The organism is Ferrimonas sediminum (assembly GCF_900100175.1).
Lineage (GTDB): Bacteria > Pseudomonadota > Gammaproteobacteria > Enterobacterales > Shewanellaceae > Ferrimonas > Ferrimonas sediminum.
This window is the reverse complement of the sequence record NZ_FNEM01000009.1, coordinates 110831-131519: the sequence shown is the minus strand read 5'-3', so window position 1 is coordinate 131519 and position 20689 is coordinate 110831. Positions and strand designations below refer to the sequence as shown.

Below are 20689 nucleotides of genomic sequence, written 5' to 3'. Positions count from 1 at the left end.
TGCACCCTGAATCTTTAAAAGCGCTATTGTAGCAAGGGTTTGGCTTCGGGGCTTGTGGCAATGAGTAACCTCAGGTGTCGCTCCAGCGCCGGCAACCGTGAAAACCCCTGCTGCTGTAGGGGCTGGCGCCGATGCAAGCGATACACCTGAACCTCACCGGGCTCACCCGCCAACAACCCGGCAGTCACGCCCTGAGGGTCCAGACAAACGGCATAGGGCAACTCCCGCAACTTCGGCAGCACAAACCAGCTTGCCACCCAACCGGGAATGGCACTGGTGTCCACCAGATAACGTCCGTCGGGATCGCTCAGCGCACCGGTGGACTCCAGCGCTTTCATGGCCAGGTGCGAACCCGCCTTGTCGTGGGCGAACAACAGCCAGGTCACCTCCTGGCCAAGGTGGCAAGGGTATCCGAACTGATCGGTAAATTCGGCTTCAGGCAGCTCGGCATACGCCTGGACTGATAGGGTCAGAACGCACAAAATGAAGCCGGTAAGCAGAGTCTCGCGCAAAGTTATCCACTCTGGAACAGGGGTGGATTGAGCCTACAAGGGCGGCGCTGACAACACCAGTACGGCGGAGCAATTCGGCGAAGCGGATCGCAAACCGCATAGCCAATTAATGACGGTGGTGCTGAACCTGTTGGCTGCGGTAAACCTGAGTGGCGATGAGCGGAGCCAGGCCCGCCGCGTCCAGAGCCAATCCCAGCTTGTCGTTATAGAAGGCCAGAACCTCGGTAATCACCAACGTCAGCGACTGCTGCTCCTCCTCGGCCATTCTGACGGCCACCCCCAAATCAAAAGCCAATGCCAGATTGCAGTCCCCCAACGCCTGAACCTGCTCCTTTGTCAGGACAGCCAACAGGCACAACCACATGCTGGCCACCTGCTTGCTGGGTACTTCCATCACCGGAGTCTGGCTGTCCTGAGCCCCCTGCGTCAGTCTGTGCTGATTGTGCATACTCCCTCCCGTCCGCTTACTGCCGCTCTTTGATTTTCCTCTAGTTACCGAATCACGTTACCCCAGCCACCGGGCATTGAAAACCCCGCCAATCGCCTTTTTATAAAGACAGTTCACACACTGGCGCCCTTAATCCCCGCTTAGCTGGCGTTGTTAACAGGTGGCAGTTACACTGACGCCATTCCTCCCTGCCGAGTTTCACTGATGCTGTTTATCTCTGACATTCATGGCTGCCTGCCTGCGCTGGAACGCGCACTGGAGTGGGCCCAGCGCAAATCTTGCCGCCACCTTATTCTTCTGGGGGACGTGTTGAACCACGGTCCCCGCAACCCGGTACCCGAGGGTTACAACCCCCCCGCCGTCGCCGAGCGCCTCAATCAATGGGCCGACCGAATCCTGGCGGTACGCGGTAACTGCGACTCCGAAGTGGACCAGATGCTGTGTCAGTTTCCTCTGATGGCGGACTACAACAACCTGATGCTGGGAAACAAGCGCGCCTTTGTGACCCATGGCCACCTGTGGAATGACACCCAGTTACCCCCTCTGGCCGAGGGTGACCTATTCTGTTTTGGGCACAGCCACATTCCCATGGCCCGCTGGCAGGAGAAGCGATTGATGTTCAATCCGGGCTCGATCACCCTGCCGAAAGGCGGATTCGCCCCCAGCCTGGGCCATTTTGATGGTAAGCTACTGACAGTCATGGATTTGGACGGCAACGTCATAGAGCAGGCAAGCATCAATGAATTTTGAACAGCTGATCGCCAAACTGCCTGAGTTTGGCCATAACATCACCATCTTTGCCAACCGTCTGGGACTGGTTCAGGCACAGCTGGAGGTGGATCACATCGCTTTGCGGATAACGGAGCTGAGCGACGCCGAACACCTGAAGGCCCAGTTTGAAAAACGCGGCACCATATTGTCGGACAAGGTGATCAACGGCCGTCCCATCTATCTGATAGAACTGGATCAACCCCTTAGCGTCGGCTCCTGGCAGGTGAAAGTGGTAGAGCTGCCCTTCCCCGATGGCCGTAAGCGCCGGGATGGCTGGGAACACATCGAATTTGTCTTGCCCTGCGGAGCCGACAACGAGCAGCAGATGATGAAGGCGGTCAAGCAATTGCCGGTGATTACCGCCAAGTGGCCGGTCATTGAGGACGGTACCCTGGATATCGAGGTGAAATCCAGCGATTCCAAAGCCGATGACGAACCGCTGCCAAACCCTTCGGTATCGTTTAAAAGCAATCATCTCACCATCAAACTGCACCCCTATGACATTCGTCAGGTGATTGGTGCCCACCCCGCCCCCGGAAAATAGCTAGGGCTGGTGGGTCTCAATGGCCTTGAGCATTCGGCTCAAGGCCAGCTCCAGGGTCTCCCTCGGGCAGGCAAAGTTCAGTCGTACAAACCCCGGAGCCCCAAACTCGGTGCCACACGACAACCCCACCCCATAGTCGGTAAACACCTTAGAGGGAGTTTCCCATCCCAGGCCTCGGCAATCTATCCAGGCCAGGTAGGTGGCTTGCGGTGCCATCAAGGTTACCCCCGCCACCGACGACAGCGTTTGCTCCAGCAGCCGCCAGTTCTGTCCCAGATACTCGGTCAACGCATCCAGCCAGGGTTGGCACTGACTGAACGCGGTTTCCATCGCCACCGCCGCCAAAACATTGTGAGTGGCACAGCGCCCCTGCAACCAACCTTTCAGACTCTGACGCAGACCACCGGGCTTGACGATGGCAAAAGCCATCGGCAAGCCTGCCAGGTTAAAGCTCTTACCCGCCGACATCAGGGTAATGACCCGATCCTGCTCCTGCGCCAGTGCCGACAGCGAACGATGCCGGTGCCCGGGCAGAATCAGATCGCCATGAATCTCATCGCTGATCAGCAACAGTTCATACTGGCGACTTAACGCCAACAACTGTTGCAACTCTGCGTCGGTCCAGATGGTACCGCCAGGATTGTGGGGGTTACACAGCAACAGCCCCTGCATGCCGCCGGCAGCGGCCTGCTCAATCTGCTCCAGAGGCATTCGATACTGACCCGCTTCCATCTTCAGCTCAAAGGCCCGGCCCCGAATATTGAGGTTATCAGCCACCTTACGAATGGGGGGGTAGACGGGCGAGAAGAAGCCGATGTCCGACAGCTGCTGGGATTCCACCGCAAAATTCAGCCCCGGCACCACCGCCGGCAATGTCACCAGCTGCGAAGGCGTTACCTCAACCTGCCAGCGACGGAGTAACCACTGACACACCGCCTGCTTGGTGCCTTGCGACAACACCCCATAACCAAAAATATCGTGTTGCAGCCTCTGCTGCAGGGCCCGGGTAACCGGCTCAGGAATGGCAAAATCCATGTCCGCTACCCACAGCGGCAACACATCCCGGCCAGCATACCTCTGCCACTTCAGGCTATCGCTCTGACGGCGGTCGATGTATTTTTCAAACTCCATCTGCAGCTTCCCCTTGTCCATCCACGACTTTTCCACACTCAGCCCCTATAATGCCGACTATCTTACTCAGTTACAGCTTTCTCTATGACATTGGATATAAAAACCTTCCTTAAAGGGGTGGCCATGGGCGCCGCCGATGTAGTACCCGGCGTATCCGGCGGCACCATCGCTTTTATCACGGGCATCTATGACACCCTGCTGGAGAGCGTTCGCCGCATCAACCCCAGACTCTTCGGTCTCTGGCGTCAGCAGGGCTTTAAGGTGGTATGGAATCACATTAACGGCACGTTCCTGGTGACCCTGCTGTCCGGCATCGGCATCAGCATCGCCTCGCTGGCCAAGGTGATCTCCTACTTGCTGGTGAATCAGCCTATCGGCCTGTGGAGTTTTTTCTTCGGTCTGATTCTGATATCCATTGTCCACATCGGCAAACAGATTGAGGGCTGGTCACCGCAGCTACTGCTGTCTTTGTTGGTGGGCGCCGGGTTTGCCTATCTGATCTCGGTGGCCAATCCGCTGGCGCTGGATCCCACTCCGATCAACATTCTCATCGGTGGCATGATCGCCATCTGCGCCATGATTCTACCGGGCATCTCAGGAAGTTTTATTCTGCTGCTACTGGGGCTGTATGCACCGGTGCTTGGCGCGGTAAAAAACGCCGAGCTGACCACCATTGCCATCTTCCTGGGTGGCTGCGTACTCGGGCTGCTGAGCTTCTCTCACCTGCTGTCGTTCCTGCTTCGCCGCTTCCACGGTGCCACACTGGCGTTTTTAACCGGCTTGTTAATCGGCACCCTGGGCAAAATCTGGCCCTGGAAGCAAACACTGAGCTGGCGGATAAACTCCAAGGGTGAACAGGTACCGCTGCTACAGGAAAACCTGATGCCGGGGCAGTTTGAGTCCATCACCGGCGAGCCCAATCAGCTCTACCTGGCGCTGGCCTGTGCCGGCGTAGGCTTTATGGTTGTGCTGGTGCTGGAAAAAGTAGGTCAGCGACAGGGCTAACCGGTAAAGCGCGCCTCACCATCAAGAAAAGCCTGGGCACCGCCCAGGCTTTTTTGCTTTGATTGGCTAGCTGCGATTGCTGATTTTCTCGCGAATGTCATCCACCGTGGCTCCGAGGCGGGCCAGCGCCTCTTCGTCGGGTTGCAACGCTTCGCAAGGCGGCATCACCGCCGTGGTGTACTGTTTCATTGGGGCACTGGCCAGATTTTTCAGGGCAACCCAATCCATTCTCGGCTCAGTCACCGGCAGAGTGGCCGCCTCATACAAGCACACCGGATGGTCTTGCGGGTAGTACTTTAACAACTTGTCCACCAGCACCTGACGCTGCGACGCCTCCCCTTCGAAGCTGGTGCAACTGGTATCGCCGGCAACCGCAATCTGCCACAACACCATGTAACAGTGTGGCGTGGGCGGCACCTGAAACATCGCCAAAAAACCGGCCTCAAAATGACACATACCGCGGTTACCGGGATCGATGTTTAAATCGGCCATCAAACAACCATCGGCCCCAATCCCTGGGTGGTTTTGTGCTGGCAGCCCCAGCGTCCGAACCTCATTTACCGACCATTTTGAGATCGACGCGAATACGTTCGGGTGCCCGTACAGGGCCAGTACCACCCGTTGCCCCGCGGCCACCGCGCTGACCACCTCATCGGTCATCGCCCGATAAGATTTGGGCCTGGATGATTGCTCATGATAATGACGCTGCAGAGAACGTGCTTTGGGGTTCAGCCCCTCGATGTATTCCTCTGCCACCGGGTGGCCCACCAGATAATAGACCTGGTCCGCATGGCGAATCTGACTCTCGGTAAACTTACTGGTGTGGCGGGGGATGCTGATCCCCAGCCCCACCACGTCCAAACGTCCTTGTGTCATGCGTAACTTCCTTTAAAGGTTTGCACCTGATTACCGCCGCCGTCGAGAATCTCGTCCAACATCCGGTCGGCCCTCAGAATCATCTCCGTCAGGTCCCTCTGACGATTGTAACCGCACACGCCAATGCTGACGGTAACGGCTTGTTTTACATCCAACTCCTCCGGAGGAATCGATTCAGTCTCCAACCGAATCTGCTCGGCAATGGCCTCCGCGTTGGGCCGCGATACGCCGGGTAACAGCAGCGCCAGCTGGTTGCCCCCCAGCCTGCCCAGCAGGCCGTTGCTGCTGCCCTGGCGATCAACCACCTGGCTGGTCCTGGCCAGTACGTCATCACCGACACCGTAGCCATACTTAAGATTGATGCCTCTGAGGCCATCCACCTTAATGATCAACACCGAGATGGGGGTAGATAAGTCTAATTTTGCACACTGCTCGGCGGCGCTTTGTAGCCAGAATATGCGGCTCATGCCTCGAGTAATGGGGTCGAAATGGGCCAGATTGCGAAAATGATCGCGACTGCGGCCCATACGACGGTTAATAATGAACATCCCCAGCAAACCGATCACAATGGCAAAACTGACGGCGATGATGCCTCGGCTGCGATTACGCTCACCCATAAGCTGCGCTTCCTGAGCCTGCTGCAGTGCCTGAGCCTCCTTGACCTGATTCTCCTGTTGCAGGGCATTCATCTCAATTTTTTGCACCGCAAAGGTGATCGAGTTGAGCTTTTTCAGGTACAGCTCTTTGAGTTCAAGGGCGGCGGCATAGAACTCTGCCGCCTGCTGAAACTCACCGGCGGCAAAACTGACTTGAGCCCTCAATACTTCAATTTCGTAGGAGGATTTATCCTGAGCCAGATGCCGGAGTTCATTAGCAGAGTTATCGATGTGCTCTCTGGCGCGGTCCAGTTCGCCCTTGCCCAGATAAGCTTTGGCATAGAGTAGGTGAAGGGAGTCTCTGGCATAATCGATATTATTGTCGGAATAGAGCTTTTGAGAATCAGCCAAAATAGCCAGCGCTTCATCGTATTTTTTAAAGTGGATTTTTACATCCGAGTAATACAGCTCCCACATGATAATCTCGTAATTATTGCCATCCGAATGACAACGTTCTCGAGATTTTTCTAGTTTTGCCAATACTTCTTTATAGCTGCCTTTGAGTTTTAAAATATGCTGATCAACCATGCTTTCCATACAAGTTGGCTCAGCACCTTTTTGACGATAAAGTTTGGCGCGCTCCATATAATAGGATGCGCTTTCATAGTCATCAATCAGCGTGTAATGATTCGCAATTGTAGATAACAGGTCAAATTTGATCGCGTCATCATCGACACGGTCAATATATTTGGTTGCAACTAAAAATAGCCGAATGGATTCGACAAATTCGCCTAGAGCATTTGCATTAATTGCCTGAATTTTGCTGCTGTAGATAAATTCCTTATAAAGCTTATTATCCAGCGCACACTGGGCTGCCAACTGCGCCCTTTCGTAGGAACGCCGGTACTGCCCTATCCCCAGATGACTCACCGCCGCCACCTGCAGCGCCTTACAGAACTCATGCGGTTTCAAATAATTAAATCGCTGCAGTAACAACTCCGTTTGCTGCAGCGCACTTTTGGGGTCTTCTTTTGCCAAACCGAAAAGAAACTCCAACTCCTGGCTTTTACCATTAACATTATTATCGACAGACCATGCCGGCAGGGATAGGCAACAAACTAATACCACGGAAAAAATATAACGCATTTGCCGATACCCCAAATTCACAATGCCACAACATTTAAAAAAACGGAGTCTACCACCAAATCACTTTAAAAATGAACGAAATGCAACAATCCGTTCATTGAAGAATCGTCATTACCACTGGCAATCAGCTGTTCAATCTGCCGCAAGCCTTCGGCTTCCAGTTCAAACTCTTGGTACACCTGATTTGGATCCACAGAAAAACGCTGACTCAGCTCTGCGTCCAGCCCCAACTTGATTAACAGTTGCTGTGCTTTTGTAGACATCACACACTCCTTGTGCAATTGAGAAAAAGAAAAGATGCCGCCACATCTGGCCCGCTACCGCCTGAGAAATATCCTTATTTCAGGCACTTCTCAGAGCAAATGGCCGTCAGAGGTCGACATCTGGATGCTATCAACAAGCTCAGTGATGCTCAACCACTAAGTTGATTCTAAAATCACTTTTTCTGCTTTCCTGGCATCTCAGGTACCAGCAACTGAGGATCCAATCGCTCGCCGTACCAGTTGATGCGCCAGTCCAGGTGGGCGCCAGTCACCCGGCCGGTCGCGCCCACTTCGGCCACTTCCTGGCCTTGGCTGACCCGTGTACCCGGCTTCACCAGCAACTTCGACAGGTGCAGAAACGAGGAGGAAACCCCGTAACCATGGTCGATGATCAGGGTGCCACCAGAGTAGAACATGTCCGGCACAGCCAGAGTGATCACCCCGTCAGCAGGCGCCACCACCCTGGTACCGGTGGGTACCGCCACATCCACGCCGAAGTGAGGCCGTTTGGGGACACCATTGTAGATACGTTGGCTGCCGTACACACCGGTAATGGGGCCGATCACAGGCCAGATAAAGTTCTGTTGCCAGAACAGGGAATCTGAATCGGTGGCACGAGCCTGACCGACCTGGGCGCTGTCTTTGCGGGCCCGTGCAATCGCCTCAGGATCCGGCTCCATGATTTTTTTTGCGATGCCTTTGATACTCTGAGTCCGGTAACTGCGCTTATTAAGTTGAATATCGTGGGTATCGGTTCCGCCCCGGGGGCCAACCACTTTCAACTGATGGCTCAAAGGCGCATCGCGTCCGAAACCCATCACCAGATTGCCATCGGCATCCACCCGCACCATTTTTTCGTTCAGCCAGACCTGGCTGCCCGGGGCGACTTTCGCCCTAATTAACGAGCCCTGTGTCAGCGCCCCCTGCAGCTCTAACGCAGCAGCTTGTGAAGCAAAAACTGACAAAATAACAACAATCAACCTGTATATCATCGCACTTCCTTATAGGCGAAACCGAGCCCAGTCCGCTATTATAAGCGGCGCCTACACCCTTACAAGAGCATAAACGCCGCCATGAAAACCACATTGATAAAAAATGCGACCCTGCTTAACGAGGGCATTCGCCAGCAAAGTGACCTGCTGATTGATGCAGGACGCATCGCCCGAATCGCTCCCACCATTGAGGCTCCTGCCGGCGCCGACATCGTTGACGCCAGCGGAAAGCTGTTAATTCCCGGCATGATTGACGATCAGGTTCATTTCCGTGAACCGGGGCTTACCCAAAAAGGCAGCATGGCCACCGAATCCCGCGCAGCAGTCGCCGGCGGCATCACCAGCTTTATGGAGATGCCCAATGTGAATCCCCAGACCACCAATATCGATGCGCTGGAAGCGAAGTATCAACGCGCCGCAGAGGTATCAGTGGCTAACTATGCGTTTTACCTCGGCGCCACCAACGACAACCTTGAGCAGATTAAGAACCTGGATCCCCAGGCCGCCTGTGGCATTAAAATTTTCATGGGCGCTTCTACCGGCAACATGCTGGTGGACAACAAGGACACCCTGGAAGCCATTTTTGCCAACGCCCCGGTGCCCATCGCCACCCATTGCGAAGACACCCCGATGATCGACGCCAACGAGGAAGCGGCCCGGGCTAAGTTCGGCGATGCGGTACCGATGAAGCTCCACGGTGAGATTCGCTCCCGTGAAGCCTGCATCAAATCCTCGCGCATGGCGATTGAACTGGCGAAAAAACACGGCGCCCGGTTGCATGTGCTGCACATCACTACCGCCGAGGAGCTGGCCCTGTTTGAGGCCAATAAATCTCTGGACAGCCTCAAAGACGCCAACATCACCGCCGAAGCCTGTGTCCATCATCTGTTCTTCTCCGACGGAGATTACGACACCCTCGGCAGCCAGATAAAATGCAACCCCTCGGTGAAAACAGAGCGGGATCGCCAGGCGATTCTGGATGCGGTAAAGCGGGATGTTATCGACATTATCGCCACCGACCATGCCCCCCACACCTGGGAAGAGAAACAAAACACCTATTTCAAAGCCCCATCGGGCCTGCCTCTGGTGCAACACGCACTGCAGTCGCTGTTTGAGCACTATCATGACGGTAACCTGAGCCTGGAAACCATCGTCCAGAAGACCAGCCATGCGGTGGCGGAGCGTTTCAACCTCAAAGAGCGCGGTTATCTGCGTGAGGGCTACCACGCCGATCTGGTACTGGTGGATCTGGACAAGCCCTATACGGTCAGCAAAGACAACCTGTTGTATAAGTGCAACTGGAGTCCGTTTGAAGGCCGTACCTTCCGCTCAACCATTGCCTCCACCTGGGTTGGCGGCGTTCGAGTGTTTGATGGCAGCACGGCCACCAGTGACCCGGTGGGCCAGCGATTGCAGTTCGATCGTTAATCCCTGCCTGGATCAAAAAAGCCTGGGCATTGCCCAGGCTTTTTTGTTTTAGTGGATTCAGGTTACAAGGTTAACCTGGCGTCACTGTCGGCCGTCTTGAAAGTGGGTGCCAGCCCCTCATGGTGCCACATGCCATTTTCCGGATAGGGCACCAGTTGCGCCTCGGTTCCCGTCTGATTGACCACCTCCTGAATCGCCAGCCAGGTAGTCTGTCCCTGCTCTGTCAGGCGGTAGTGGTACTCGTACTCCGGTTTGCGGAACATCAAAATGCCCTTCAGTGCAGGCAGATAGTCTTTAGAGGCATACTCCATCGGCAGGAACGCTTCCCGATGGTGACCCTTAGCATCGGTGTAACTCACTTTGGTCATCACCGGTCCGGCCAGGTGTTTACCAACCGGCACCTTGAAGCACAGCTCAAACTCCTCGGCTTTCACTGCCGAAACCACTTGCGTCGGCTCCAGAAACTGCTGCTTCGGTGGCGCGCAGACACATCCGGCCAACACGGTGACCAACACCAAAACCCCATATCGCATCAGTCTGCCCTCTAGTCGATCAGGTAGTATTCCACGGTAGACACTACTCTAACTTTTTTTACATGCGGGGTAGTTGAATCTCGGTCACGAATCGAGAAAATGCCTTGCTGGGCCCGCTTTATCTTCCCCAGGGTGCTCCGGGAGTCCTGGGCAAACCGCTCCGCCACTTCCCGGGCGTTGCGAGTCGACTGCTCAATCATTTGGGGCTTCAGTTGGTTAAGCTCTGTGAACAGGAATTCGGTTCGCGCGTTGTAGCCTTCCGACGCCAGGTTGACCCCCTGCTTCGCCAGGGTAAACAACTGCTGACGGGCCGTGATCACGGTCGTAACTTTGTTGGTATACAAGGTCACGGTTGCCGTACCACTGTAACGAAGCGGCGATTGCTCACCACCATAAGATTGCGCCAGCTTGTCGGTGACTTCCGGGGTATTGAGGGTGATCTCAGCATCGCTGAACCCCTGCCGTGCCAGAAACGCACTCACCTGCTCGGCCTGGCGCTCCAGTGAATCGTATACCTGGGTAAGATCGTTATCGGCAACGGAGAAACGAATTGGCCAGATGGCGATATTGGCGTCCACCTCTTGCTCTGCCAACCCCTTCACCACCACGGTACGATCCAGCAGCTTAAATTGCTGCATGCCATGACTCAAAATCAGTGCCGCCAGAGCCATGGCTATGGCCAAGCAAAGACCGAGTATTAAAGAAGAGCGGTTAGACATCCTTTTCCTCCCAGAAGAGTGAGTTATAAGTTTTATTAGGGTCTAAAGCCTTTGACGCCAGGACAGTTATAACATGAGCCGGAGCTTCATGCCTCCCAATCCGCACCACCAACCGGTGCAAAATGGTGGTTGCGGCCACTCCTATCAACAGCGACCGGGATCTTAAAAAACAAAAGGCCAGCGATAGCGCTGGCCTTTTGAATTGTGAGCATCATCAGAAAATCAGATGTGCCATCAGGGCGATTACCGGCAGCGACACCAGGGTACGCAGCAGGAAAATAACGAACAACTCAAACACATTGATTGGAATCCGGCTGCCCAGCAGCAGTGCGCCAACTTCAGACATGTAGATAAGCTGAGTCACCGACATCGCCGCAATTACAAAGCGGGTCATCTCATTGTCGATGCCAGCGGCAATCACCGAAGGGATGAACATATCGGCAAAACCCACCACCATGGTCTCAGACGCTTCCTGGGCAAAGGGGATTTGCAACAGCTCAAGCAGCGGAACAAAAGGGGCACCCAACCAGGCAAACAGCGGCGTGTACTCGGCAATGATCAGGCCGACGGTTCCGATGGCCATAACTACCGGCAAAATACCAAACACCATGTCGATGGCGTTTTTTACGCCCTCTTTGGCCACACTCAGCGGGCTGTCGATTTTGTCGACCGTCTTAAGGGCATTCTGGTAACCGTAGGACAGGACGCTGTGACCGGCAGGAATCATCTCCGCATCGGCCGGGCGCTTGCTACCATCAATCAGCAGATCTTTTTTATTGCGCAGTGGTGGCAGACGCGGCACCACCACGGCAACCACAAAACCAGCGATACAGATGGTGGCATAGAAAGGCACAAACAGGTGCTCCAGGCTGACCTGGGCAATCACTACCAGACTGAAGCTGATGGATACTGCGGAAAAGGTGGTACCGATCACCGCCGCTTCACGCTGGGTGTAGCACTTATCTTCATACTGCTTGCTGGACATCAAAATACCGACACTGCCATCACCCAGCCAGGAGGCCAGACAATCAATGGCGGAGCGGCCTGGCAGGTTGAACACAGGACGCATGATCTTGGTCAGCAGGGTACCGATCAGTTCCAGTAAACCAAAATGGGTCAGCAGTGGCAGCAGCAAGCCGGCAAAGATAAACACCGAGAACAGGGTTGGTAGCAGATCACCAAACACAAAGGCACCGGTATCACCACTGATCACCATCTCCGGGCCACTACCCGTCACCACCATAATCACAAAAGCCGCGCCCAACAATCGGGTCACAGCCCACAACGGGGAAACGTTCAACAGACCATTGAGGAAGCTGTGGTTAGTGACAAACGCCGGACGCAGCAGTTTAGTCAGAATCGTCAGTGCTCCCATCAAAATCACCACCGCGGCCACGACCGACGACAAGGACTCACCGATGGCGGATTTCAGACCATTGGCCAGAATGGCGATGGGAATGGTCAGCCCCTCTCCAGACATGACCGGAGTCATGAACAAAAGAACCCCCATCAGGGAGGGCAGCAAAAACAGCAGCAGGTTTCTGCTGGTTTTCAACTGAGCGTCGTTTGTTGCTTGCTTGTGCATGGTTGTGCCTTTAATTCTTATCTTATGCGTCTGCCGGCCCCTCTGAGCCCCGCGCAGCGCCGAATTTCGATTCGTATAACACGAGTTGCTGCGCAGATTAGCCCAAAGAGGAGGGGTTGTAAAATATAAATTCTTCCAATTTGCATAAATATGGCGCCAAAACACCAATTAATATAAATAATGAATAAAAATTCGCTTTCCCGGTAAGGTTTTGTAGCGGTTAATTTTTACATCTTATAAACAAAAAGGGCCCTGGCTTACGCTCAGGGCCCTCTCTTTTATGCGATCTCGCTCACGCTTTCAAGCGTCTTTGCAGCTGATCCAACAAATTGGGTGGCACGCCTTTAATGGTCAGAGTGTCATTCACCTGATCCCAAACCACCCGCTCACCCAGGTGGTGGGCATCAAAACTCACCGAGACCCCGCCGCCGGTGCCGGAGAACTTCTTTAACTGCCGCAGGGTGCTTTGATCGCCGGGAAACGCCTCTTCCAGCTCATAATCGCCAGCAGAGGTAAACTGATAGAACTCTTCGGCGCCATGATCGGCGAACTCATCGGCAATGTCTTTCAATTGCACTTCACCACCGGCGGTAATCTGGGTTTTGCAGTAATCAAATACCGCATCACGACACTGCTGCTGCTCATCCTTATCCAGATCCGTAGTCGCCACATAGTCTTCCAGCGCCTGCACCAACTGCTTATTCTGGGTTTTGGTGTTGACCCCTTCAACGCAACCCATGAAGTCGAGGAAGAAGTCGGCCACCTTGCGACCCGCTCGGCCTTTGACAAACGAGATGTACTTTTTCGAGCCCGGATCGGCCTGCCATTCGGTAAGATCGATGCGTGCCGCCAGCTGCAGGTTCGACAGATCCAGGTGTTCACTGCCATGAACCTCCATCTCCTGAGACACGGAAACGCTGGGCTTAGGCGACATCAGGGCCACAAACAGGTAGTCACACGCCACGTGGTTGTAGGCCGCCATCAGCAGATAGCCGCCCTGGGCAAAGTCGTATTTGGCCAACTCTTTCTCAAGCAGTTGGCTGGCCTGGCCGCTGTACTCCACAAACCCGAGGTTGCCGGTCCGCCATTGAGTTAACGCGTCTTTAAACGCCTCATTGGCCTCGCCATCCCCTTCGGGGACACCAAAATGGCCGAAGCCCTTACCGGCTTTAGCGGTGTAGAGACGATGCAACTCCGCAAGCAGCTCATCCAGTGCCTCTGAGTGATTCAGGGGTTGGGGACGCAAGCGGCAGCGCAGTTGGCCATCGGGTTCCCGCTGCACCGCATGCAATATTGCTTGTTCGATCTTAATCATCTTTTTCCTGGTGTTAGTGGTTAGCGTTCAGATCCGCTATTATACTGCGCCTTTAATTCAACATCACAGGAAAAGCCATGGCTATTCTGTCTAAATACAGCAATGACGACGTAGAAAGCTTGCTGAACGAGCTGATTCTGGTACTGGAGAAGAACGAGACCCCCACGGATCTCGCTCTGATGGTACTGGGAAACGCCGCCACTGACATCATCAACCGCAACATCGCTCCCGGTTCCCGCAAACGAATTGCCGAGCAGTTCGGACAGGCCCTGGCCGCCTCTGTGGACAGCCGCGCCGACGCCTGATTCACCGTGTTCGGTTCAGGGTCCGCCCTGAACCGACTTCGATCCGGCCACCGAAGTCTGGCCAGAATCGCGGTGATTGACCGCACACATTCCTGCCTGTAGAGCAAAAACCGTTTCCAAACCGGTAGATTTACACTAGCTTGCTGGTATAGCGCCTTTTTTCCGCTTAGGATATGGGCTCAAATTTAGGTAAATTACGACGTTCATGCACGCATCCGATCTGCAAAGAGACAAAGTATCCCGCCTGGTCACCTGGGGCCATTGGTTCGCCTTTTTTAATGGATTGCTGGCCAGTGCCATCGCCGTGCGCTACGTCAAGCTCATTGGCTGGCCCGATACCCTGTTGGCCCAGCTCTACTCGGTCATCACCCTGCTTGGCCACTTCTCCTTTGTCAGCTTTGTGATTTTTCTGCTGTGTCTGTTTCCACTGACGCTGATTTTACCTTACTCAAAGATTCTACGGGGTTACGCGGCGCTGTTGGCGACGTTGGCCCACACGGTACTGGTATACGACATTCTGGTGTTCGACCATTACCGCCTGCACCTAAACCCGTTCGTGTTCGACATCTCGTTTTCCGACCTGCCGCAGCTGATCAGCACCCCCTGGCTGCTGATTCTGCCCGCCGCCATGCTGGCCATACAGTTGCTGGTGGCCAACGGCCTGTGGAAACGCATCGAACGACTGAACCGGCGCAACTGGGGCGGTAAGATTGCCACCGTGATGCTGAGCGCCTTTTTGGGTGGCCACCTGATCCACATCTGGGCCGATGCCAATGTGTACCAGCCCATCACCAAAATGGACGAGATGCTGCCCCTGCACTACCCGGCCACCGCCCGCAGCTTTATGGCCAGTCGTGGCATTGTCGACGAGGAAACTCTGGCAGAGCGCACCTCAACAGCGCGGCCGACGTCGCAGCTCAACTACCCGGTTAAACCGATGCAGTGCCAAGCCAGTGATTCGCCCAATGTGGTAATGATCGCGGTCGATGCTCTGAGGCAGGATCTGGTCAACGAACAGACCATGCCCTACCTGAGCCAGTACAGCCAGGCCAGCCATCTGTTCAGCCAACACTACAGTGGCAGCAACGACGCCGACCAGGGTCTGCGCAGCCTGTTTTATGGCTTGCTGCCCGCCTACGAAGAGTCCCTGCAGGCAGACCAGCACCAACCCATACTGACCTCGGTACTGGCCCGACAGGGGTATAAGCTGAATGTGGTCGGTGCCACCATCAGCGGCAATGAGCCGAAGATGACGGTGATGTTCAAGGGCATGACCCTGCACCCTGAGGCCACCTTTGATTCCGCCGCCGAACGGGACATCAACAGCACCCGGCAGGCGCTGCAGCTGATTCAAAACAGCCACTCGCCAAGTTTTACCCTGATTCAGTACCACTCGCCTTCGGTATACGGCACTCCGATCGGCTTTGTGGGTTTGCCCACAGTCAAACCACAGATGGCCATCAACGAAGCTCAGGCGGTGCTGTTCAACCAGTACCGCAATTCGATTCATTTCCTCGACAGCCAGTTACAACAGCTACTGAGTCAGGTGGACAGCGATACAGTGGTGATCATTACCGGCACCGATGGTCAGGAGTTTACCAGCCTGGACAGCCGGTTGAGCCGTAACTTCTCCGATGCCACCCTGCGGGTACCGATGATGATCCGCTGGCCTGGTGAGGGCGGCAGAACCATCAACTACCGCAGCAGTCACTATGGCGTTGCGCCAACCCTGCTGACGCTGCTCGGAGGCTGCACCAATAACACCAAAGAGTACAGCTCGGGCGACACCCTCTACAGCCCGTCAGACACCGATTTTCTGGTGGTGGGCAACAAGCGCTATTTCGCCATCAAAACCGACGCCACCACCACGGTCATCGACAACCGCGGTGACTACCGGGTCTATAACCTGCAAAATCGCCGAGTTCGGGACGCCAAACTGGACGCGCCGACATTGCTTAAAGTGATGAAGGAAAATCGCCGCCTGTTTGCTAAGTGATCGTCACCCAAGTTTAAGACAACGCCCCGGCCGCTCAGCGTTCGGGGCGTTTTTATGCCTCCCCCCCTTGCCAGGGCTCATCCATATTGATGATTTGTGGCCAATTCAGCCGCCAAAACTTGACTACAATGGCCCCAAATCTAACGATGGCCAGACCGTGCCTATGGCCGCCGGTGAGCTCTGGTACATTAACGCCGATCTGGAGCATGAAGTGCATCACCTCGGCCAACGGCCTCACACCAGCCTGGTCGTGGACTGCCGGGTTACCGACGCCCTCAGGCAACTCATCGAGACAGCCCCGTTGAATTCAGCACCAACCCCGCGAACATCAATAACCTAAACCAAAATCAGTATACCCGGATGACACAGCCCCGAGTCATCACCAACGGATAACCGAATCCACTAATTGACCATGACCAGTTATGATGCAAACCAGATTTACGCGAGCTATTAAGCTGTTCTTATTTGGCAATTTCAATCAAATAAATTAATGGCTTAGCTGTTCGAATCACTGCACCCGGTGTTCCGCTCATCGAAGACGACACCGGGCTCTGTTTCTTTGCTCCGGGAGCATGTATGTCAAACAAGAATAACCAGAAGATGGTCGACTGGATCGCCGTGGCCTTCGCCGCTTTTTGCCCCGCCTTCATCCTGGCGCTGCTGGCCGGCATCAACTGAATCCCCCGGGCCAAGGATGGCCCAACCTCCTGCCTGATACTCAAACGCCACCATTGCCGCTATAGTAAGGATTGCAGCCCGACTTACAGGATGTAATCTTTGGGATTTCGACTACTTTGCACCGGTTTACTCTATGTGGGCATCGCTCAATCGGCGACGCTGCCGGGCCTGGAAGCCGCCGCTCGTCAACAGCTGAACGAAGTGTTTGCCACCACCGCCCTGTTAACCGATTCCGATGCTCTGACTCTGGGCTTTGTCAGTTTTGATCCCAATGAATACCTGCCCATCGACAACCCGGATTTCGGTGATGGCAACTCAGTATCGCTGCGAAACGAGCTGGAGGTATACACCCTGCCATGGAGCTGGAATCTGGGGCTGTGGCAAGGGTGGCGCAGTTCATTGAAGGCTCGGCTGAGCTACGTGCGCAGCAAACAGGAGTTGTCGCTGTTTATTCTGGATGATCCAACCCTGGACCTGAATGACGATCGCATCTACTCGCTGTTTCTTCAGCCGAGGCTCAGTTACCCGTTGAGTTCGCGTTGGCGGTTTCACCTGGGTCTTGGCGGTCACCTGATGCGCTACGACAACGAATTCACCTTTCGAAACCGGCAAAGCAAGCTGCTGCAACCTGAACTGGATGGCTCCCTGACCAACATCTCCGTCAACGCCTGGATGGTTCAGCCGGAGGTAGGACTGGATTACCGCTTTGAACGCGGCCGCTCCTACTGGCATTACGAAACCAGCTTCAACTACCTGTGGGGCAGAAGTTTTGATGTAGACCGTCCGGCGCTGCGAGCCGAGCCAAAATCCTGGCGCTGGCTCAATGGCGTCTCTATGCGCCGGCCGTTTCCGGCCTTGATGACCCATCAGGATTACCGGCTCAGCCTCAATCGAATCGACATCGGTGGCGACAGCGTCCGCCCCTTTGATACCCATCATTATTACGAGTTCAGTGCCGAGTGGCTGCTGAATACCAAGACTCACCTGCCCCTGCTGGACAACATCGGTATCGGCCTGCAGCTTAACTACGGCAGCGCCCTCAAAGGAGCCAGCCTGATTCTGGTGTATAACGTCGACTGACAAAAAGCCGGCCACAAAGGGTCGGCCGCGATCACGATCATGATCATCCACCAATCACACCACCAGGGCGTCGCTGTTCTCCAGCAGGTTGAGAAACTCGTCGGTGGTTTTAATCTGCAGATCAATCTTGAACTGATCTGCCAGGGCATACACCGCCGGATTCACGTCCTCATCGGCATCGATGGCCTGTTGCATCTGCTCATCGATGGCCTTAAAGCGCAGTTTATCCTGGGCCAGTTTACGGACACTCTCGGCGCTGAAGGCATCGGTGTTGATCTTTATCTGCTCGACCCGGTACTCGAACACTTCGGCAACCCGCTTGGAGCGCAGCTCCACTTTGGTTGAGAAGATGTCCGCCTTATCGAGCAGATAAACCACGATAGTCGACGCCACGCCACTCAAGGTCGTCAGGGCGATCTCTTTCACAAAGTCAGGCATCGCCGCCAGCGGTCCTTTCAGCAGGGTGTTTTCAAAGGTAAACACCGCAAAAGTCACCGCCGTTGCCGCAAACAGCTTCACAATAGCATCGGCTTTCTGTGCCTTACTCATCTGGTCGCGACTGCTGCTCAGAATTTTGGCGGCCCCGATCAGGGCTGAAAAGCCCTCGGAAATCACCTTCATGACGCTTTTGAACATACCGGTGACCAGATCGGCCACCGCTTCTATCATCACTTTGGCAAAATTCTGCAGGAACTCTTTGGCGCTCTGAAGCAGCGTCGGCAGGACTTCCCGCTTCAGGTAGGCCATGACCCGAGTGAAGCGAAACTTCAACCCCTCCAGGGTGGACGACTTGCCGACCCCGTCACTAAACCCATTTTGAATGGCATCGGTCACCTCAAACAGCAGCGGCTTGATAAACAGGATGATGGCATGGCCCAAAGCCTGGTACCCGGTCTGCTCTGCCGCCTGGGTTCCGGCCTTTTTCGTTACCTGCCACTTCTGTTCTTTGACATTGTGCAACGCTTTTTCCCTGGCCTTGTTCAAGATGGCTTGCTCCGACTCCTTCTGTTTCTGAACCCCTCCTTCAATGCTCTGATCACTGTGCCTGGAAAGGTTTTTCAACTGGGTCTTCTCCTCCCGGCTGAGCTTCTCTCCTCGCGCCTGTTTAGACTCAAGGGTTTGCTTCTGCTGCTGCATGTCGGAGAAGTTCTTGGCCCCCTTGGCCCGGTTAAAGCTGTTGGAGATCTCGATGAAGTTATGGTCACCATCGGTGATGGCCATCAGATCACTCTGGGTCAGCAGAGCATTGTTGGCATAGTAGTCATTGATCTGTTTAACCGGAATCACATGATCCGTATCTGAAGCTTTCCACTTATGGCCCTTGTTCTCGGCCACCGCCTGTTTTCGATAGACGGTAATACGACTGCCATCCTCATTGGTTTCAATGGAACTGTAAGCCTGAGTGTTGCCCTTGAAATGGCGATCCTTGTTCTGTTCAAGGTGCTTACGCTTAGACATGGTCTTGCGCACCTCTTTGCTGTATTCACGCGGCTGGCGCATCGCCTCAAGTTGCTGCTTTTTACTGACCGCGGTATCAACCACGTTGATATTATCACCATAGTCAAACCCCTGAATCTCCTGCCAGACCCGACTGGCACTGACCCCGGTACGGTTCAACTTAAGATCCTTGTGGCTGATCACACCATCAAGAACACTCAACGCCAACGGTGTTACCAACTCATCCATCAGGTTGCTTTTCGACTCAAACTCCTGATAGATGTCGTTCAGTACCGTCAGCGAGTCCTGCTGTTCATACAACTCCATATCAATCAGCACCCGGCTGGCCTGCAGCGGCGACGCCCCTGACAAGGCCTTGGTGACCTGATTCACTTCAAATTTTGTTTGCTGATACTGCTGAGTCATTCTCTGTCCTAGGCGGCCTGAATCTGTTGGGCTTTTTCAAATAGTGCTTCGGCAGCCTCGGTATCCCCATGCACCACTTCGCCCTCTTCGCTCAAGTACGCCATCTGAGACATCTGCTTTAACACCACAGACAGGTTGAACAGCGCCTGGAACTCCTCGAGGTGGGCCACCGGCAACAAGCGGAAATCCAGCTTATGGCTGAACAGCTCCGGGCTTACTCCCATCTGGACGATGCGCTGAGTATTGATGCCATACTCGAATCGCTCCAGCAGCGCCGCGTAGTTGCTGATAAGGCGCTCAAAATAGAGGGCGACATTATCGATGGAAGCCACAACCTGATCGATCTTCGCCAATTGCGCAGCCATCTTGGCAACTTCTTCATCGATACGGCAGACTTCATCTTTCACCTGTTGCAACGATTCCGCCGCTTTCTTGCGGGAAAAGATCCCTAACGTGAGTATCGACAACGCCAGTTCTTTAAACGACAGGTTGTTAAAGTCGATCTCAAACAGCTGCTGTTTACTGCGAACACCAGTGTCCGACTTCACTTCGAGGATGTTGTCGTCAAAAAACTCTTCGAAATGGCTGCCAGCAACCCGCACATTGTGCAGACGGTTGGCCAGAGTCACGAAACGGGGAAACTGCTGTTCGAAAATGCTCAGCTTAAAACCGTTTATCGCCTTAAGCTGAGTTTCAATCTCCAGGCTCTTAGACTGTACCGCTTCCTGATAACGGCGCTGCTCCTTCTCAAACCGACGAATGGTTTGCTTATGCAGACGCTCGGCTTCCAGAAACTTGTCTTTACCGCTGATCGCATTCCAGGCCTTTGAGCAACCCTGTTTCACCTTATCAACTACCGCCGACACTCCGCTGCTGACGGCGTTCCAGACTCTTCCCAGCATC

The 20689-nt window shown here is 54.6% G+C and carries 20 protein-coding genes; 7 read left to right on the top strand and 13 right to left on the bottom strand.

The window, feature by feature from the left end; translation table 11 throughout:
• Window positions 1-23: 23 nt before the first annotated feature.
• Both BLT77_RS11865 and BLT77_RS11860 read right to left on the bottom strand, forming a co-directional pair.
• Window positions 24-512, bottom strand: coding sequence for a hypothetical protein (locus BLT77_RS11865; RefSeq protein WP_090365481.1), 489 nt, complete (start codon window positions 510-512; stop codon window positions 24-26).
• A 106-nt stretch (window positions 513-618) separates the two neighbouring features.
• Window positions 619-960, bottom strand: a complete 342-nt coding sequence (locus BLT77_RS11860) for a hypothetical protein (RefSeq protein ID WP_090365480.1) — start codon at window positions 958-960, stop codon at window positions 619-621.
• A 204-nt stretch (window positions 961-1164) separates the two neighbouring features.
• Between BLT77_RS11860 and yfcE the strand changes: the two genes are divergently transcribed.
• Both yfcE and BLT77_RS11850 read left to right on the top strand, forming a co-directional pair.
• Entirely contained in the window at window positions 1165-1710 is a 546-nt protein-coding gene (gene yfcE / locus BLT77_RS11855) for a phosphodiesterase (RefSeq protein WP_090365479.1), read from the top strand.
• A complete protein-coding gene (locus tag BLT77_RS11850; protein WP_090365478.1) occupies window positions 1700-2275 on the top strand; it encodes a VOC family protein in 576 nt (191 codons plus the stop codon). The genes yfcE and BLT77_RS11850 overlap by 11 nt, the downstream gene beginning before the upstream one ends.
• Here the strand turns inward: BLT77_RS11850 and BLT77_RS11845 are convergent, their stop codons facing one another.
• Complete coding sequence (locus BLT77_RS11845; RefSeq protein WP_143026625.1) at window positions 2276-3442, bottom strand: MalY/PatB family protein; 1167 nt, start codon at window positions 3440-3442, stop codon at window positions 2276-2278. It abuts the gene before it with no gap.
• 48 nt (window positions 3443-3490) lie between these two features.
• Between BLT77_RS11845 and BLT77_RS11840 the strand changes: the two genes are divergently transcribed.
• Window positions 3491-4411: a polyprenyl-phosphate transporter gene (locus BLT77_RS11840; RefSeq protein WP_090365476.1), complete on the top strand. Its 921-nt coding sequence runs from the start codon at window positions 3491-3493 to the stop codon at window positions 4409-4411.
• 66 nt (window positions 4412-4477) lie between these two features.
• Here BLT77_RS11840 and BLT77_RS11835 read toward each other — a convergent pair whose 3' ends face one another.
• The 4 genes from BLT77_RS11835 to BLT77_RS11820 all read right to left on the bottom strand — a co-directional run bounded on the left by BLT77_RS11835 (window position 4478) and on the right by BLT77_RS11820 (window position 8284).
• A complete protein-coding gene (locus tag BLT77_RS11835) occupies window positions 4478-5287 on the bottom strand; it encodes an SAM-dependent methyltransferase (RefSeq protein WP_090365475.1) in 810 nt (269 codons plus the stop codon).
• Entirely contained in the window at window positions 5284-7029 is a 1746-nt protein-coding gene (locus tag BLT77_RS11830) for a GGDEF domain-containing protein (RefSeq protein WP_090365474.1), read from the bottom strand. The genes BLT77_RS11835 and BLT77_RS11830 overlap by 4 nt, the downstream gene beginning before the upstream one ends.
• Window positions 7030-7094: 65 nt before the next feature.
• Window positions 7095-7292: a hypothetical protein gene (locus tag BLT77_RS11825; RefSeq protein ID WP_090365473.1), complete on the bottom strand. Its 198-nt coding sequence runs from the start codon at window positions 7290-7292 to the stop codon at window positions 7095-7097.
• Between the two features lie 173 nt (window positions 7293-7465).
• Window positions 7466-8284, bottom strand: coding sequence for a M23 family metallopeptidase (locus BLT77_RS11820; protein ID WP_090365472.1), 819 nt, complete (start codon window positions 8282-8284; stop codon window positions 7466-7468).
• 81 nt (window positions 8285-8365) lie between these two features.
• Here BLT77_RS11820 and BLT77_RS11815 point away from each other — a divergent pair, with 81 nt between their 5' ends.
• On the top strand, window positions 8366-9712 hold the full coding sequence (locus BLT77_RS11815) for a dihydroorotase (RefSeq protein WP_090365471.1): 1347 nt from the start codon (window positions 8366-8368) through the stop codon (window positions 9710-9712).
• A 62-nt stretch (window positions 9713-9774) separates the two neighbouring features.
• On the opposite strand, the gene BLT77_RS11810 is transcribed toward BLT77_RS11815, so the two are convergent.
• The 4 genes from BLT77_RS11810 to yejK all read right to left on the bottom strand — a co-directional run bounded on the left by BLT77_RS11810 (window position 9775) and on the right by yejK (window position 13864).
• On the bottom strand, window positions 9775-10245 hold the full coding sequence (locus BLT77_RS11810; protein ID WP_090365470.1) for a hypothetical protein: 471 nt from the start codon (window positions 10243-10245) through the stop codon (window positions 9775-9777).
• Between the two features lie 11 nt (window positions 10246-10256).
• The gene (locus tag BLT77_RS11805; RefSeq protein ID WP_245709931.1) at window positions 10257-10916 is read right to left on the bottom strand and encodes an SIMPL domain-containing protein; all 660 of its coding nucleotides are present in this window, start codon (window positions 10914-10916) and stop codon (window positions 10257-10259) included.
• Window positions 10917-11178: 262 nt separating this feature from the next.
• Window positions 11179-12549, bottom strand: coding sequence for a YjiH family protein (locus BLT77_RS11800; protein WP_090365468.1), 1371 nt, complete (start codon window positions 12547-12549; stop codon window positions 11179-11181).
• Between the two features lie 292 nt (window positions 12550-12841).
• Window positions 12842-13864 carry a nucleoid-associated protein YejK gene (gene yejK / locus BLT77_RS11795; RefSeq protein WP_090365467.1) on the bottom strand — a complete coding sequence of 341 codons (1023 nt, stop codon included), beginning with the start codon at window positions 13862-13864 and terminating at the stop codon, window positions 12842-12844.
• 77 nt (window positions 13865-13941) lie between these two features.
• On the opposite strand from yejK, the gene BLT77_RS11790 reads away from it, so the two are divergent.
• The 3 genes from BLT77_RS11790 (at window position 13942) to BLT77_RS11775 (ending at window position 17923) form a co-directional block, all read left to right on the top strand.
• Window positions 13942-14169, top strand: coding sequence for a YejL family protein (locus BLT77_RS11790; RefSeq protein WP_028114728.1), 228 nt, complete (start codon window positions 13942-13944; stop codon window positions 14167-14169).
• A gap of 205 nt (window positions 14170-14374) precedes the next feature.
• Entirely contained in the window at window positions 14375-16165 is a 1791-nt protein-coding gene (locus BLT77_RS11785; RefSeq protein ID WP_090365466.1) for a DUF3413 domain-containing protein, read from the top strand.
• A gap of 777 nt (window positions 16166-16942) precedes the next feature.
• Complete coding sequence (locus BLT77_RS11775; protein WP_090365464.1) at window positions 16943-17923, top strand: Solitary outer membrane autotransporter beta-barrel domain; 981 nt, start codon at window positions 16943-16945, stop codon at window positions 17921-17923.
• Between the two features lie 54 nt (window positions 17924-17977).
• On the opposite strand, the gene BLT77_RS11770 is transcribed toward BLT77_RS11775, so the two are convergent.
• Together BLT77_RS11770 and BLT77_RS11765 are read right to left on the bottom strand one after the other, a co-directional pair.
• Window positions 17978-19786, bottom strand: a complete 1809-nt coding sequence (locus BLT77_RS11770) for a hypothetical protein (protein ID WP_090365463.1) — start codon at window positions 19784-19786, stop codon at window positions 17978-17980.
• 8 nt (window positions 19787-19794) lie between these two features.
• On the bottom strand, window positions 19795-20688 hold the full coding sequence (locus BLT77_RS11765) for a hypothetical protein (RefSeq protein WP_090365462.1): 894 nt from the start codon (window positions 20686-20688) through the stop codon (window positions 19795-19797).
• Between the last annotated feature and the right edge of the window lies 1 nt (window position 20689).